Below are 15,589 nucleotides of genomic sequence, written 5' to 3'. Positions count from 1 at the left end.
ATATGGAAGCATCGGCTACGTTTTCGGCTCGTATTGAGCTGATTGGCGTTAACCCGTACGTGCTGGTGCCCGAACCGCTGCGGCAGGCGCTATTTGCCGCCGCTGGCAAAGCCAAGGGCCCGATTCCGGTGCAGCTCACTATCGACGGGCACGCTTTCCCCCAAACCCTGGTAAAATATGCCGGGCAGTGGCGGCTGTACCTGAACGGCCCGATGCGGCAGGCTGCCGGCAAGCAGGTCGGCGACACGGCCACTTTCACCCTACGCCACGACCCGGAGTCGCGGGAATTGCCGGTGCACCCGCGGCTCAGCCAGGCCCTGGCCGAAAACGCAGCCGCGGCAGCAGTGTTCAACAGCCTGCCCGCCTCCCGCCGCCTGGAAATCGTACGCTACATCTCCTTTCTGAAAAGTGAGGAAAGTGTGGAGCGGAACGTGCAAAGAGCCATCCGCTTCCTGCTGGGCCAGGAACGGTTCATCGGGCGCGACAACCCTTAGAGTAGCTCCAGCCGGGCGGCCGCGGCTTCTTCGGGCGTGTTCACGTTGCGCAGCTCGTTGGGGTCGGGGGCAGCCAGCAGTTCAATGTCGGAGTTAATCAGGGCTTTGCGCGGGCAGGAGTAGCCCAGGCCCAGAAACCGCAGCAGCGTGCCATAGCCACGGGGTTCCCAAATGGTGATTAGCGGCTCGGGAAACTCGTTTTCGGGGCTCCGAAACGCGGTGGCAACTTTGGCGCCGTTGCGGTGGTGGGCCAGGTGTTGCAGGGTGGCGGCGGAAAGGAAAGGCAGGTCGCAGGCTACCACCAGCCAGGCCGCGTTGGGGTCGAGTTGGAAGGCTGAGAGGATGCCGCCCATGGGCCCCAGCTCCAGAAACCGGTCGGGGAGGGGAGCAAGGCCGGCGGGCAGTTGGGCAAGCTGGTCGGGGCGGCAGGAAACGTGTACGTCGGTACATACCTGCGCCAAAAGCTGGGCGGCGTAGGCGCGCTGCTCCAGGCCGTGGTAGTTCAGGCGGCCCTTGTCGGTTTGCATGCGCTGACTCTGCCCCCCGGCCAAAACCAGGCCCCGCAAGGGCGGCAAGCTGCGCTGCCACCACTGGTGAATAAACTCGGCAATGGCCACGGTATCGGCCAGGTCGAGCGTAGGAATTGCTTCTTGGCCGGCAAAGTGCTGCTGCAATACCGCCGGCAGCTCGCCTACGCCTTCGGGGCGTAAAATCAGCTGCACGTCGGTGAGCCGGTCGAGCTTTTTATCCAGGGGCTTAGCCGGGTCCAGAATGATAATCTGCTGCCGGGCCCGGAAGTGGTTGCCGTTTACCAAGACCAGACTTTGGTGGGCCAGCAGCTCCTTCTGGGCAAAACCGTCCAGCTCCCGGCGCTGGTCCAGGCGGCGGAAGTGAATCTTGTCGGTCAGTTCGGCGCTGGCCCCGGCCTGCAGGATGGGGCCAGCGCCACCGGCGCCACCACTCTCGGCCTCGTCGCCGGCGGCGTGGTCGGCATCCACGTAGCCCACCGTTAGCCGGGGGCTTAGCAAGGGCAGCAGGCGCATTACCAGATCTTTAATCTTGCCACAGGGCGCGCCCAGAATAGCCAGCTCCTGTCGGCCAAACTCGCCGATGGCGGGCCGGGTCAGGGCGGCGTGCTTGGTGCGGGGCTTGGACGAGTCGGGCGTAGGGTTAGTCGACATGGTGAAAGTCGCTTTTGCCGCCGGTTTTGTCCAGCAGGCGGGTTTCCTGAATAACAATGTCGTGCGACAGGGCCTTGCACATATCGTACACGGTGAGAGCCGCTACCGAGGCACCCGTCAGGGCCTCCATTTCTACCCCGGTTTTGCTCGTCACGGTGGCGGTGCAAATGATGTGAATAGCTTCCGCACTCACTACGTCAATCTGAATCTGGCAGTCGTCGAGGCCCAGCGGGTGGCAGAGCGGAATCAGGTCAGCCGTTTTCTTGGCGGCCATAATACCGGCCAGAATGGCCGTTTGAAACACCGGGCCTTTGCGCGTGGGCAGGTCGCCGGCCTGCACCAGCTGCAGAATCTCAGCCCCCAATATTACGCGGCTGCGGGCCCGGGCCACGCGGCGGGTTGGGGTTTTGGCACCCACATCGACCATGGCCGGCTGGCCGGCGGCGTTTAGGTGGGTAAGGGAGCGGGAGGAGTCGGACATAGCGCAAAAGGAGAATAGCTTACAAAGCCAAAACAAGGGTAAAAGTTGGAACAACCACTGCCGAAAAGCCGCTGGAAGCTGGTAGAGAGACGCATATTTGCGCTCCCGCGTTGGCTACTACGGCGCCCGGGCTTAAACTAAACCGGCTTACTTGCGTCTTTAGCCCGGGCCGGCCCAGCGGGGTGGCCCGGCTTTGTTCTTCATCGGCGCATACCTGCGCACTTTCTCTGCCCCCATGATTTCTGTCGAAGAAGCTACGCGCCGCGTGCTGGCCACCGCCCGGCCGCTGCCCGCCGAAACAGTGCCGTTGCCCGCCGCTGTTGGCCGCGTGTTGCTGGAGCCTCTCTACGCCGACCGCGACTTTCCGCCCTTCCACCGCGTGGCCATGGACGGTATTGCCCTGGCCTTCGAAGCCGTGGCGGCGGGGCAAACCACGTTTCCTATTGCTGCTACCCAGCTGGCCGGCATGGTGCCCCAGCCCCTGGCCGATTCGCAAACAGCCGTAGAAATCATGACGGGCGCGGTCCTGCCACCCGGCACCGATACGGTAGTGCGCTACGAGGACCTGCAGTTTCATGAGGTGAACGGACAGCGGGTGGCCGCCCTGCAAGTAGCCCCGCCCGCCGCCGGCCACAACATTCATCACCAGGCCGCCGACCGGCGGCAGGGCGACTTGCTATTGCCGGCCGGCGTGCGGCTGAGCCCGGCCGAAATAGCGGTGGCGGCTACTATTGGGGCGGCCGCGCTGCCCGTGGCCCGGGCCCTGCGGGTGGCCGTGGTCAGTACCGGCGACGAGCTGGTGGAACTGACCCAAACGCCCTTGCCCCACCAGATTCGCCGTTCCAATGCTTACATGGTGCAGGCGGCGCTGCGCCAGGCGGGGGCGGAGAGTGAGGCATTTCATTTTAACGACGACCAGGATGCCCTGCGTCAGGGGCTGCCCCCGCTGCTCGACTCGTTTGACGCGCTGGTGCTCAGCGGCGGGGTCTCGAAGGGGCAGGCCGACTTTCTGCCCGCTATGCTGCAGGAGCTCGGGGTGCAGCAGCTTTTTCACGAAGTGCGGCAGCGGCCGGGCAAGCCCTTCTGGTTTGGGGAAAAGCCCCGTGGCGCGGTAGTATTTGCCTTGCCCGGCAACCCGGTGTCCACGTTTGTCAACTTCTACCAGTATGTGCTGCCCTGGGTGCGCCGCTGTCAGCAGCCCCAGGGGTACCGGGCGCAGCCCACGGCCCTGCTGGCCACCGACTTTTCGTTTGCGCCGCCGCTTACTTACTTTCTGCCCGTGCGGCTGGAACTTGCCCCCTACGGCCATTGGCTGGCCCACCCCCAGCCCATAGGAGGCTCCGGCGACCTGGCCTCCCTACTGCATTGCGACGCCTTTTTGCGCCTGCCCCCCGAGCTAACCGAGTTCAAAGCCGGCGACGCCTTCCCACTGGTGCAGTTTCGGGGGCTGGGAAGTTGATTGGCCTTTTACCGCTCCGGGCGTTTAAATTCGTGGCGGCAGTGGAAGCAGTGGTAACGTTTGCCGCGCAGGGGGTAGCCCAGCAGCACCGACAGAAGCAACATGGGGAAACTGTACGTGTTGCGCGTGGCCGGCCCGAAAGCCACGTCTGCCGAGTCGCACTGGGGGCAGTGCACCACATCGGGCAAGGGCTCGTCGTCGGGCCGGGTAACGGCCATGGGCACAATCTCATAGCGCAGAATCTCGACGGCGGCGGCTACGTCCTGGGCCCGCACGTGCAGGCGCACCCCGCCCGTGGCCGGTCCGTAGAGCGGGTTGAGCGACACCAGGTTTTCGTTGGTTAGAAAGCAGGGAATCTGCTCGGCTTCCAGGCGGCCTTTAGCCAGGTGCGCCGTAATGGGGTCGGCAAAGGACTCAAGCACCACAATGCGGTCCTCGGCGGGCTGGGTTGTCATGGCAAGGGGCTACAAGTCAGATAAGTAAATAACAAACAAAAGAGCATTCGGCGGCGTGCCAAATGCTCTTTTGTTTTCCGAGCAGACGAATTCGCTGACGCAGCAGGGTTACTTGAACAGCGCCAGGGCCTTGATAAAAGTCTGGGAAACGCCCCAGAGCAGGGGTACGCCCACGTAAATCCAGGCCAGGGCTACCTGCAGGCCCGAGGAAGGAGCAGCCGCTTGCGGCGTCGAAGAGGTCTTGGGTTCCATAGATAAAGAGCTTAAAACAGCTACGAATACGAAGAAAACTACGCGGCTACCTTCGGGGCAGTCGTTTCCTGAACGTGGTAGCGGGCATCCACGGCCTTTACCAGCAGGTTGGCCAGGAAGCCTATCACCAACAAGCCCGCCATGGTGTAAAACACCGTTTGGTAGGCCGCCGCCCCCGTCAGGCCCTTGGACTTCTGGCTTTCGTGCAGAAAATTCACAATCAGTGGGCCCAGCACGCCGGCCGTGCTCCAGGCCGTGAGCAGGCGGCCGTGGATGGCGCCTACCTGCATGGTGCCGAACAAGTCGCGCAGATACGCCGGAATCGTGGCAAAGCCACCCCCGTACATGCTCAGAATCACGCAGGATACAATGACGAACAACGACAGCGAGGCGCTGGCCGCCAGCGTGGGCACCAGGGCGTAGAGCACGATGCCCAGCCCGAAATAAATCATGTAGGTCGGCTTGCGGCCAATCTTATCGGAGGCCGATGACCAAAAGAAGCGCCCGAGCAGGTTGAACAAGCTCAGCAGGCCCACGAAGCCCGCGGCGGCGGCGGCCGTTACGCCCAGCCCAGCCCCCATCGACTTATCCGAGAAAGTCTCCTGAATCAGGGGGGAGGCCGTTTCCAGGACCCCGATACCGGCCGTCACGTTCATGCAGAGTACCACCCACAGCAGCCAGAACTGTGGCGTTTTGATGGCCGTATCGGCGTCTACGTTGTGGGTGGTAATCAGGGCGTTGGAGGTGGTGGAAGGCACGTAGCCCTCGGGCTTCCACCCCTCGGCCGGCACCCGAATGGTGAAGACGCCGAAGAGCATGAAGAGCAGATAAATCAGGCCCATGGTCAGAAAGGTGGGGGCCACGCCCATCGGGGCTGAGGCTTTGTAATGGTCCATCAGGGCCACGGCCAGCGGGGAGCCAATCATGGCGCCGCCCCCGAAGCCCATAATGGCCATGCCCGTAGCCACGCCGGGCCGGTCAGGAAACCATTTGATGAGCGTACTAACGGGCGAGATATAGCCGATGCCCAGCCCGATGCCGCCCACGAAGCCGTAGCCGAAATACACCAGCCACAGGTTGTGCAGGTGCACGCCCAACGCCCCAATAAAAAAGCCGCCGCTAAAGCATAAAGCGGAGGCCAGCATGGCCTTGCGGGGGCCCACGCGCTCCAGCCATTTGCCAAACACAGCGGCCGACAACCCCAGCAGCACAATGGCAATGGAGAAGATAACGCCGAGCTGGGCCGGGGTCCAGTCATCGGGTGCGGGGGCATCTACATTGCCACTGATAAGGGCTCCCATGGGCTTTTTGAAGACGCTGAACGCATAGGCCTGCCCGATGGCCAGATGAATTGCCAGCGCGGCCGGTGGAATCAGCCAGCGGTTGAAGCCCGGCCCGGCAATGGTGCGGCTACGGTCCAGAAAAGAGTCGGTTGCCATGGGAGTTTTTTGAGGGGTTGGAGGTGGACGGAACACGCAGCCGCTCCTGTTCCGAGGCGTGGTGGCTGCGAAGTAGGCTGATAACCAGGCTGAAGCAAGGATGTTGGGGTCTTTAACGCGGTATTTGGCTTACCGGCTAATGTTTTTTGCTAAACAGCTATAGGTTGTGCGGGTCAGTTTGGAGCGGGCTCCTGCTGCAGCCAGCCCCGCAGCCCCTTGGCCCGGTTGGCTTTCAGGAATTCTTCTACCCCGTCCTTGATGCGCTCGGCCAGCTGCTGCTGAAAAGCCGGGTCGTTGAGGCGCTTCTCATCCTCCGGATTCGAGACGAAAGCCGTTTCAATCAGAGCATTGGGGTATTCGGTAGGTCCGCTCAGGTTGAAGTTGAAGCTGCCCACATTACCAAAGCCCTTGAGGCCGGTTTTGAGCAGCTCGTTGTAAATAGCCAGGGCCAGCGGGCGGTAGGCCACGTAGCGGTAGTACGTACTGGTACCCTGCACGGCAGCACTGCCCGAGGAGTTGACGTGGATGCTGAGCAGCAGGTCGGGGTTGAGCTGGCGCATGAGCAGCACCCGGGAGCCATTCTCCACCGACAGATCCGTCTCCCGGGTCATCAGCACCCGGGCACCTTCCTTTTCCAGTACCTGGCGCAGCTTCTGGGCGATGGCCAGGGTCAACACTTTCTCCTGGCTGCCGCTGGCCGAGGTGGCTCCCACGTTGGTACCGCCGTGGCCGGCGTCGAGGCCGATGGTGAGGCTCTGCAGCCGGAGCCGGGCCGGGGGACGCTTCACCCGAATTACCAAGTTGTTGCCCCGGTAGCCGATGCTGTAGCCCCAGGCCTGGGCGTGGCGCAGGGGCAGGACCAGCCGGAACACGTCGGGCTGCACCTGCTCGTAGTGCACGTCGCCCAATTCCCGGATACCGGTGCGCTGGGTTATCCAGTTGGTATTGGACGTGGCCCCGAACACGTCGACTACCAGGCGCGTGGGGTTGGTAAGCAGCTGGGAGCGGTAGGGCAGGCGGGCATCCAGCGGCACCTGCACGTAGTCGTAGAGGGAGTCGCCGGAGACGCTCCAGGAACCGGTCAGGGACGTGGGTACAAAGCCCCCGGGCGGCAGCAGGCGCACCACTTCCTGGGGCACCCAGGCCTGCTGATTTTCGGCCAGCCGCACCCGGTACTGGTTGCCCACCATGCCGGTCAGGTGGAGCACCACGGCCGAATCGAGGTAGCCCAGCTTGGCCCCACCGAGCCGGTCTTCGCCCAGGCCGTAGTTCAAATAGGCCAACTGTCCCTTGGTAAGAGCCAGCTGGGGCGTATTCGGACTTAGAAACCGCACCCGGCTGCGGCTGAAGGCGGAGGCCAGGGCCACCGTGTCGTTGCGCAGTACCTGAAACAGAATCGGCCGGTTGTTCAGCGTATCACTTGGCTGTACCACGTAGGTGCCCTGGTAAATTCCGCGTTGGCCTTTGGTCAGGGTCGGGGCCAACTCGGTCATGGGCAGGCCCTTGAGGAAGGTGACGCGCTGCCCCGGCCGCCCCTTCAGGCGCACCTGGAGCCGGTCGCCGGGTTGCAGCCACTGGTTCACGGCCGGAACGGTTTCAACGGTTTCAATCAGGGCCTGGGCGCGCAGCAAGCCGGGCAGCAACGTAAGCAGCAGCACGAGCAGCCGGGTGCTGAAAGAGGGAACGTAAGCCATAATACAACGCAAAAAAGCCCCGCGAATACGGGGCTTTTGGGGTACAAATGCAGATTTACTCCTTAACTGCCTGACCGAGGTCCTTCAGGTCGCGGCTAGATTCGTGGGTTGTAAACTCGGCCTGCAGGGCCCGGATATGAATTTCATCCCGGCCTTTCACGTCCAGGCGAATGGCTTTCAGCCGCTCGTTCAGGCGCTTATAAATGCTGGTAGCGTAGTCCCAGTCGCGCTGGCTCCATTGCTTGCGCTGGGCGCGGGTTTGGCGCAGCAGCTGCACATACGCTGGCTCGATGGTGGCGGGCGTCAGGTTCTCAACATCGGCGTAGGTACCGAGCAGCTGCTGGGCGAAGGTAGCGGTGGACGCCGCATCGAGGGGTTCCCGGTTGCGGGCCCGCGACACGGAGTCGAAGCGGGCCGCCCGCCGGCCCGCGTTGCGCAGCTTATCGGCGGCCCGGTCGGCTAGGGTGTCCAGCTTGCGGGCTTCATCCCGCACGATTTCCTGCCGCTCGCGCGGCGTCGTGTCGCAGCCCGACAGCGAAATAGTGCCTACCAGGGCCACAACGGCAAAAGAAGAGAGGCTGAGTCGTTTCATGCTGCTCTCTACGTAAGCCGCGCGCCGAAGATTAGCTCACGCCAAGCTCAGCCCTTACTGGGCCACTGCCTGTAGCCGGAACGTGAAGGGTAGTTCGTACACCACCGGCACGGCCCGCCCATCTTTGCGGGCCGGAATCCATTGGTTGGGAATGGTGCGGCACACGCGCATAGCCTCCTCGTCGCAGCCTCCGCCGACGCCCATTACCACTTTATGGCCGGTAGCCTGCCCCAAGGTGTCGATGGCAAAGGAAACCAGAACTTTACCCTGAATCTTGCGGTCCTGCGCCGCGGGGGGATATATCAGCTTAGTGGTGTAAGTAGCCAGGGCCGGGTCGCCCCCGATAAACAAGGGCGGCTGGTCGACGCGGCTGCGGCTCCATTCGCCGGGCTTGAGCTGCACGTCGTACATAATGTCTTCTACAGGACGGTAAAAAACCAGCTTCTTGGCGGTGTGGTCGTACTTCTGCACCGTCACCTGCCGGCCGTCGCGGGTGTAGGCGTAGTATTCCCACACGCCAATTTTGTTGCCCTTTTCAATCATGCCGCTTTCAAACTCAGTTTTGCGGAGGCGCTGGGACCAGCAAACTGTCGGCAACGCACAAGCCAACAGTACTACGAGTACAGTTTTTTTCATAGAACGGGTGGGAAAACTGTTTCAACCGGACCGGCACACGTAAAACCAGGGGGGGATTGGTTTATACTGTGTGCTTGAATAGTCCTATTGATAACAAAGGTCTAGTAAAGTTAAAACTTCAGTAGAAAGACGGCTAAAAGGTGTGAATCAACGAAAAAGAGCAAAAGTTGCCTGTCTTTTAACATTTCTGTAAAAGGCAGGTGCTCAGTAAAGTTAAAGATTAATATAGAGTGCGCAAGAATAAAATGTGCTATATATTTTCGTCGAGCTGGTCGCGCAGGTCGTGCAGCCGAGCTTGCAAACCCGGCAAATGGGGGCAGATGGTTTCCAGGCGCCGCAGGATCCGCAAGGCCCCGCGGTAGTCGCCCAGTACCTGCAGGATGGTGGCCCAGCCCGACAAGGCGCCGAAGTGTCGGGGTTCCCGCTGCAGGGTTTGGGTGATGTCGAGCAACGAGGCCCGGTACTCGCCGCGCAGGTAGTAGGCCGTGGCCCGTTTGTTCCAGCCCTCGGCCAAGTTGGGCCGCTCCTCAACCATAAAGGTGAAGCTTTTGATGGCGGCAGTATAGTCGCCGGCCGCCAGGGCCCGTAGCCCGGCTTCCATTTCTTTGTCCAGGTGCTGGTCGCCCGTCATGAGCCAGATTTGCCAGATGCCGTTTTGCAGGGCTTCGATTTCAGCGGGGGTAGTGGCCGCGCGCAGTTGGGCAAACAGGTCGTCGAGAGTAGACATAAGGGCAGTACAAACCAGGTAAAACTAGCATGGCCTTACGCAGAACGTAAGGCCATGGTACAGAGAGCCGAAAAAGTAGCCGTTAAAACAATGCCGCCGCCACCCGCCGGATGGATTCGGACTTGCCCATAGAGTAATAGTGCAGGCAGGGCACGCCGTGGGCCATCAGTTCCTTGCTTTGGTTGATGCACCACTCAATGCCGATTTGCCGGGCGGCTTCGTTGTCGGGGGCCAAGTGCACGGCCTCGGCCAGTTCCTCGGGAATATTGAGGTAGAAGGAGCGGGGCAGCATGGTGAGCTGGCTTTTAGTCGTCAGGGGCTTGAGGCCGGGAATAATGGGCACGGTGATACCGGCTTCCCGGCAGCGCTTCTCGAAGTTGAAGTACTGCTCGTTGTCGAAAAACATCTGGGTCACGATGTACTCGGCGCCGCGGTCTACTTTGTGCTTGAGGTAGCGCAGGTCGGCTCCGTAGTTGGGAGCCTCGAAGTGCTTCTCGGGGTAGCCGGCCGTACCGATGCAGAAGTTGGTGGCCCAGGTGTCGTCCTGCTCCTCGTCCAGGTATTCGCCCTTGTTGAGGTTAGAAACCTGCCCGATCAGGTCGCAGGCGTAGGCGTGGCCGTCGGGCTCGGGCTTGAAGTGGCCTTCGCTCTTGATGGGGTCGCCGCGCAGGGCCAGCACGTTGTCGATGCCCAGAAAGTGCAGGTCAATCAGGGCGTTTTCGGTTTCCTCCTTCGAGAAGCCCCCGCAGATCAGGTGGGGCACGGTGTCCACGTCGAAGCGGTTTTTGATGGCCGCGCAGATGCCGACCGTGCCGGGGCGGCGGCGCACGGTTTTCTTTTCCAGCAGGCCGTTGGGGTGCTGGCGGTACACGTATTCCTCCCGGTGGTAGGTCACGTCGATAAAGGGCGGCTTAAACTCCAGCAGGGGCTCGATGTTGGAAAACAGCGTGTGGATATTCTCGCCCTTCTTGGGTGGCAGCACCTCGAAGGAAAACAGCGTTTTGCCGGCAGCGCGGGACAGGTGTTCGGTTACTTTCATATAAAGCTCCAGCCAACAGCTGAAGAGTTGTTGCAATGGTATATCTAGCTCCCTTCCCCAGATGAGGAGGGATTGGGGGTGGTTGACCAAAGCGTTGAACGATGCTGGGACTAGTGCTACAACGTCGTTCAACGAGTCAACCACCCCGCCCTGCGGGCACCCCTCCTTATCTGGGGAGGGGAGTTTCGTGCTTACAGCGCCGTGACGGGCACGGCGGTGGGGTCGTAGTTCAGGTTGGGCGACAACCACCGCTCCAGCTCGGGCACCGGCATGTTTTTGCGGCGGGCAATATCCTCGACCTGGTCGCGGCCGATTTTGCCCAGGCCGAAATAGCGCGACTCGGGGTGGGCGTAGTAAAGGCCGCTGACCGAGGAAGCCGGGTACATGGCCAGGTTTTCAGTGAGCTTAATGTCGGTCTGGTTTTCGGCGTCGAGCAGCTGAAACAGGGTGATTTTCTCGGTGTGGTCGGGGCAGCCGGGGTAGCCGGGGGCGGGCCGCACGCCGCGGTATTTCTCCTGAATCAGGTCGTCGTTGCTGAGCTTTTCATCGGAGGCATAGCCCCAGAATTCTTCCCGCACCCGCTGGTGAAGGCGCTCGGCAAAGGCCTCGGCCAGGCGGTCGGCCAGGGCCTTAATCATGATGACGGAGTAATCATCGTGGTCGGCCTCAAACTGCTCAATCAGCTTCTCAATGCCCAATCCGGCCGTGACGGCAAAGCCGCCGAGGTAGTCCTGCCGGCCCGACTCTTTAGGCGCCAGGAAGTCGGAGAAGGCCAGGTTCGGGATGCCGGGGCCTTTTTCGCCCTGCTGGCGCAGGGTGAAAAACTCGGTAGCCAGCGTGTCGCGCTGCTCGTCGGTATATACTTCGATGGTGTCGTAATCCACGGTGTTGGCCGGCCAGAAGCCCACCACGGCCCGGGCCGTGAGCAGGTTTTCGCGGATAACCTTTTGCAGCATGGCCTGGGCATCCGAGAAGAGCTTGGTGGCGGCTTCGCCCAGGGTTTCGTCTTCCAGAATGCGCGGGTAGCGGCCCTTCAGCTCCCAGGTGTGGAAGAAGGGCGTCCAGTCGATGTACTCGGCCAGCTCGGCCAGGGGGTAATTGTCGAGGACTTTAGTACCCAGGAAGGTGGGCTTGGTAATCGGCACCGCGTCCCAGTCCGACTTGACGCCGTTGGCCCGGGCCGCCTCGATGGGCAGGTAGTTTTTCTCGCGCTGCCGGCCGGCGTAGTCGTTGCGCAGGGTCGTATACTCGTCGTGGACGGCGCGGGCGTAGGTTTCGTGGCTGGAGCCCAAGAGGCTGGCCGCCACGCCCACCGAGCGGGAGGCGTCGTGCACGTGCACCACGGGGCCGGAGTAGTTGGGCGCAATCTTCACCGCCGCGTGCAGGCGGGAAGTGGTGGCCCCGCCGATGAGCAGCGGGGTTTTGAGGCCGCGCTTTTCCATTTCCTGGGCCACGTACACCATTTCGTCCAGGCTAGGCGTAATCAGGCCGCTGAGGCCGATAACGTCAACCTGCTGCTTGACGGCCTCGTCCAGAATCCGCTCCAGAGGCACCATCACGCCCAGGTCCACGATGTCGAAGTTGTTGCAGGCCAAGACCACGCCCACGATGTTCTTACCGATGTCGTGCACGTCGCCTTTCACCGTGGCCAGCAGGATTTTGCCGGCCGTCTGTCGCTCCGAGCCCTGCTTGTCGGCCAGCAGGTAGGGCTCCAGGTAGGCCACCGCCTTTTTCATTACCCGAGCCGACTTCACGACTTGCGGCAGAAACATCTTGCCGGCCCCGAACAGGTCACCCACCACGTTCATGCCGGCCATCAGCGGGCCTTCAATGACTTCGAGCGGGCGGCCGACTTGCTGGCGCACTTCCTCGGTGTCCTGGTCGATAAACTCGGTAATGCCTTTGACCAAAGCGTGTTGCAGCCGCTCGGCCACCGGCAGGATGCGCCAGGCGTCGGCCACTACTTCGGTCTTGTCTTTTTGCTTGACCGTGTCGGCAAACTCGACGAGCCGTTCGGTGGCGTCGGGGCGGCGGTTGAGCAGCACGTCTTCCACCAGCTCCAGCAAATCCTTCGGAATTTCGTCGTACACGCCCAACTGACCGGGGTTGACGATGCCCATATCCAGGCCGGCCCGGATGGCGTGGTAGAGGAAGGCCGAGTGCATGGCCTCGCGCACCACGTCGTTGCCGCGGAAGGAGAAGCTGATGTTGCTGACCCCGCCGCTGGTCAGGGCGCCGGGCAGGTTGGCTTTGATCCAGCGGACGGCCTCGATAAAGTCCAGCGCGTAGTTGCGGTGTTCCTCCATGCCCGTGCCGACGGTCAGGATGTTGGGGTCGAAAATGATGTCCTGGGCCGGGAAGCCGACTTCGCCTACTAGGATGTCGTAGCTGCGCTTACAGATTTCGATGCGCTTCTCAAAAGAGTCGGCCTGGCCGTTTTCGTCGAAGGCCATGACCACCATAGCCGCCCCGTAGGCGCGCACGGTGCGGGCCCGCTCCTTGAAGGCTTCCTCGCCTTCCTTGAGCGAAATCGAGTTGACGATGCTCTTGCCCTGCACGCACTTGAGGCCGGCTTCGAGCACGCTCCACTTGGAGGAGTCAATCATGACTGGCACGCGGGAAATGTCGGGCTCGGAGGCAATCAGGTTCAGAAACGTCGTCATGGCCTGCTCCGAGTCGAGCATGCCTTCGTCCATATTCACGTCGAGGACCTGGGCCCCGCCTTCCACCTGGTCGCGGGCTACCTGCAGGGCCTGCTCGTAGGCGCCGGTGCGGATGAGGCGGGCAAAGGCGCGGGAGCCGGTCACGTTGCACCGCTCCCCGACGTTGACAAACAGCGAATCGGGGTAGATGCCGAAGGGCTCTAGACCGGCCAGGCGGGTGGCCGGGGGCACCTGGGGCAGCTGCCGGGGCTGGTATTTCTCGGCCAGCTTGGCCAGCTCGGCAATGTGCTGGGGCGTGGTGCCGCAACAGCCGCCGGCCACCGTCACGATGCCGTCCTTGAGGTAGTTCTCCACCACGGCCGCGAATTCCTGGGCCGACTCGTCGTAGCCGCCAAAGGCGTTGGGCAGGCCGGCGTTGGGGTAGGCCGAAATGTGGACGTCGGCAATGCGGCTCAGCTCTTTCACGTACACCTGGAGCTGGTCGGCGCCCAGGGCGCAGTTCAGGCCCACGCTCAAGAGCGGTAAGTGGCTGATAGAGTTCCAGAAAGCTTCTACCGTTTGCCCGCTCAAAGTCCGGCCGGAGGCGTCGGTAATCGTGCCCGAAATCATGACGGGTACTATTTTGCCGCCCTCGTCGAAGAACTTCTGCACCGCAAACAGGGCGGCTTTGGCGTTGAGCGTGTCGAAGATGGTTTCGATGAGCAGCGTATCCGAGCCGCCTTCCACCAGGCCGCGCACCTGCTCGAGGTAGGCCGTGGCCAGCTCGTCGAAGGTCACGGCGCGGAAGCCGGGCCGGTTCACGTCGGGGGAGAGGGAGGCCGTGCGGTTGGTGGGCCCGATGGCGCCGGCCACGAAGCGGGGCTTGGCGGGGTTTTTCGCGGTAAACTCGTCGGCCACTTCCTTGGCGATGCGCGCCGACTCATAGTTGAGCTCGTAGACGATATGCTCCAGGCCGTAGTCGGCTTGGGCAATGGTGGTGCCGCTGAAGGTGTTGGTTTCCACCATGTCGGCCCCGGCGGCGAAGTAGTCGGCGTGAATGCCCCGGATGATGTCGGGGCGGGTCAGGCTGAGCAAATCGTTGTTGCCGCGCAAGGGCTTGGGGTGGTCTTGGAAGCGGGTTCCGCGGAAATCGGCTTCCTCCAGCTGGTGGCGCTGAATCATGGTGCCCATGGCCCCATCGAGCACGAGGATGCGCTGCTGGAGAATGTCGTAAAGCGGGGAGTCGGGGCGGCGGAGCGTCGTCGGTTGCATATCGGCTCAGTTAAGGAAACTAGCGGCGAAAAAGTGCCTATCCAGAAAGAGCCGCGCAGGGGCGCGTCCTGTTCTTATCTTCTTCCAGGGCCGGAGCGCTGAAATGGGAGTTGGCACCTTGTTTTATTTCAGGTTGCCAAGACGTCGTCGGGCCCAGTCCCTCGGTCTTTCTGGATAAGTAACAAAGCGAAGATAGCGCAGGAAATTCCGGAATCCAATTTTCCGGGTTTCCGCTTCGTTCCCTATGGGCCCTACTTGTCTTTATCAGGGCTATAATTCTTACTTATCCGTCGTTGTTATGCGCCCACCGCTACTACTCCAGGTTTTCAGTGTCATTGTCCTGCTCCTGCGCGGCCCCCTGCTGCCCGCCCAAACGCCGCCCCGGCCCACCGAGCACGGCCTGCGCGGGCAGTACTACGCGGGCAAAAGCTTCGAAAAGCTAGTGCTGACCCGCGTCGACCCGGCCGTGAACTTCGACTGGAGCCGGCGGCAAAACGGACCCGGGCAGCCCATCCAATACTTCGTGGCCCCCGGGCCGGACGTGCCTAGTACCTGGTTTTCGGTACGTTGGACGGGCTTTGTGCTGGCCCCCAAAACCGGCACGTATACCTTCACCTTTACATCCGACGACGGAATGCGCGTCTGGGTCGGGGGCCGTCAACTTCTGGATTCCTGGGTTGACCAGCCCGTTACTCGCAGCAGCGCCACGATGAATCTTACGGCGGGCCGCTACTACTCGGTGCGGGTGGAATATTACCAGGTGGAGCGGGATACGAAAGCCCTGCTGGCCTGGCAGCTGCCGGGCACTACGGCCGAGCCGGTCCCGGTTCCGACCAGTAATTTGTACGTGAGCTTGCCTGCCGCCGCCCAACCGTTTGTAGCTCCTGCACCAAAAGCTGCTTCGGCCGACGGCACCATTCGGATTGTATCGGCCCCGCCCAGCAAAGCCGCCCCGACTACCGCCACGCCCGTGAAGCCGACCCGGGGCGTGGCGGTGGCCGGCAAGCTGCCGGGCGGTATCGGACTGCAGGCTACGTACTATGCGGGCTCGGTGCGCGGGGCCGCCGTGCACAGCCGGGTAGAGCCGGTGGTGAACGTAACCTGGAACGGAGCCGCGCCCGCGCCCGGCGTGCCCGGGCAAGGTTTTTCGGTGCGCTGGACGGGCTACCTGGTGGCACCCGAATCGGGAACCTACGTGCTGCACACCGAGTGAGACGATGCCACCG

General features: G+C 62.3%; 14 protein-coding genes and 1 riboswitch. Of the genes, 3 read left to right on the top strand and 11 right to left on the bottom strand.

Annotated elements, in window-relative coordinates; all coding sequences use genetic code 11:
* The first annotated feature begins 2 nt into the window (after positions 1-2).
* Positions 3-494, top strand: coding sequence for a DUF1905 domain-containing protein (locus E5K02_RS14695; protein WP_135395755.1), 492 nt, complete (start codon positions 3-5; stop codon positions 492-494).
* Here the strand turns inward: E5K02_RS14695 and E5K02_RS14690 are convergent.
* Together E5K02_RS14690 and moaC are read right to left on the bottom strand one after the other, a co-directional pair.
* Complete coding sequence (locus E5K02_RS14690; protein WP_135395753.1) at positions 491-1,675, bottom strand: NTP transferase domain-containing protein; 1,185 nt, start codon at positions 1,673-1,675, stop codon at positions 491-493. The two genes, E5K02_RS14695 and E5K02_RS14690, sit on opposite strands and share 4 nt — an antisense overlap.
* A complete protein-coding gene (moaC, locus tag E5K02_RS14685; protein ID WP_135395751.1) occupies positions 1,665-2,156 on the bottom strand; it encodes a cyclic pyranopterin monophosphate synthase MoaC in 492 nt (163 codons plus the stop codon). Before moaC ends, E5K02_RS14690 begins: the two co-directional genes overlap by 11 nt.
* 235 nt (positions 2,157-2,391) lie before the next feature.
* Here moaC and E5K02_RS14680 point away from each other — a divergent pair, with 235 nt between their 5' ends.
* Entirely contained in the window at positions 2,392-3,615 is a 1,224-nt protein-coding gene (locus E5K02_RS14680; RefSeq protein WP_135395749.1) for a molybdopterin molybdotransferase MoeA, read from the top strand.
* A gap of 8 nt (positions 3,616-3,623) precedes the next feature.
* On the opposite strand, the gene E5K02_RS14675 is transcribed toward E5K02_RS14680, so the two are convergent.
* The 9 genes from E5K02_RS14675 to metH all read right to left on the bottom strand — a co-directional run bounded on the left by E5K02_RS14675 (position 3,624) and on the right by metH (position 14,363).
* Positions 3,624-4,070 carry a putative signal transducing protein gene (locus tag E5K02_RS14675; RefSeq protein WP_135395747.1) on the bottom strand — a complete coding sequence of 149 codons (447 nt, stop codon included), beginning with the start codon at positions 4,068-4,070 and terminating at the stop codon, positions 3,624-3,626.
* Between the two features lie 108 nt (positions 4,071-4,178).
* Complete coding sequence (locus E5K02_RS25570) at positions 4,179-4,322, bottom strand: MFS transporter small subunit (RefSeq protein ID WP_167856411.1); 144 nt, start codon at positions 4,320-4,322, stop codon at positions 4,179-4,181.
* Positions 4,323-4,360: 38 nt separating this feature from the next.
* Positions 4,361-5,761 carry an L-lactate MFS transporter gene (locus E5K02_RS14670; RefSeq protein WP_135395745.1) on the bottom strand — a complete coding sequence of 467 codons (1,401 nt, stop codon included), beginning with the start codon at positions 5,759-5,761 and terminating at the stop codon, positions 4,361-4,363.
* 173 nt (positions 5,762-5,934) lie between these two features.
* On the bottom strand, positions 5,935-7,455 hold the full coding sequence (locus E5K02_RS14665) for an N-acetylmuramoyl-L-alanine amidase (protein ID WP_135395743.1): 1,521 nt from the start codon (positions 7,453-7,455) through the stop codon (positions 5,935-5,937).
* Positions 7,456-7,510: 55 nt separating this feature from the next.
* On the bottom strand, positions 7,511-8,047 hold the full coding sequence (locus E5K02_RS14660) for a hypothetical protein (protein ID WP_135395741.1): 537 nt from the start codon (positions 8,045-8,047) through the stop codon (positions 7,511-7,513).
* Positions 8,048-8,101: 54 nt separating this feature from the next.
* Positions 8,102-8,683, bottom strand: a complete 582-nt coding sequence (locus E5K02_RS14655; RefSeq protein WP_135395739.1) for an energy transducer TonB — start codon at positions 8,681-8,683, stop codon at positions 8,102-8,104.
* A 250-nt stretch (positions 8,684-8,933) separates the two neighbouring features.
* Positions 8,934-9,410 carry a tetratricopeptide repeat protein gene (locus E5K02_RS14650; RefSeq protein WP_135395737.1) on the bottom strand — a complete coding sequence of 159 codons (477 nt, stop codon included), beginning with the start codon at positions 9,408-9,410 and terminating at the stop codon, positions 8,934-8,936.
* Between the two features lie 82 nt (positions 9,411-9,492).
* On the bottom strand, positions 9,493-10,449 hold the full coding sequence (gene metF, locus E5K02_RS14645) for a methylenetetrahydrofolate reductase [NAD(P)H] (RefSeq protein WP_135395735.1): 957 nt from the start codon (positions 10,447-10,449) through the stop codon (positions 9,493-9,495).
* A gap of 191 nt (positions 10,450-10,640) precedes the next feature.
* Positions 10,641-14,363 carry a methionine synthase gene (metH, locus tag E5K02_RS14640; RefSeq protein WP_135395733.1) on the bottom strand — a complete coding sequence of 1,241 codons (3,723 nt, stop codon included), beginning with the start codon at positions 14,361-14,363 and terminating at the stop codon, positions 10,641-10,643.
* A 71-nt stretch (positions 14,364-14,434) separates the two neighbouring features.
* A riboswitch (SAM riboswitch) is annotated at positions 14,435-14,544 on the bottom strand.
* Between the two features lie 117 nt (positions 14,545-14,661).
* On the opposite strand from metH, the gene E5K02_RS14635 reads away from it, so the two are divergent.
* The gene (locus tag E5K02_RS14635; protein ID WP_167856410.1) at positions 14,662-15,576 is read left to right on the top strand and encodes a PA14 domain-containing protein; all 915 of its coding nucleotides are present in this window, start codon (positions 14,662-14,664) and stop codon (positions 15,574-15,576) included.
* The last annotated feature ends 13 nt before the right edge of the window (positions 15,577-15,589 follow it).

The organism is Hymenobacter metallicola, from assembly GCF_004745645.1.
Taxonomy (GTDB): Bacteria; Bacteroidota; Bacteroidia; order Cytophagales; family Hymenobacteraceae; genus Hymenobacter; species Hymenobacter metallicola.
This window is presented reverse-complemented; position numbering and strand designations above follow the sequence as displayed.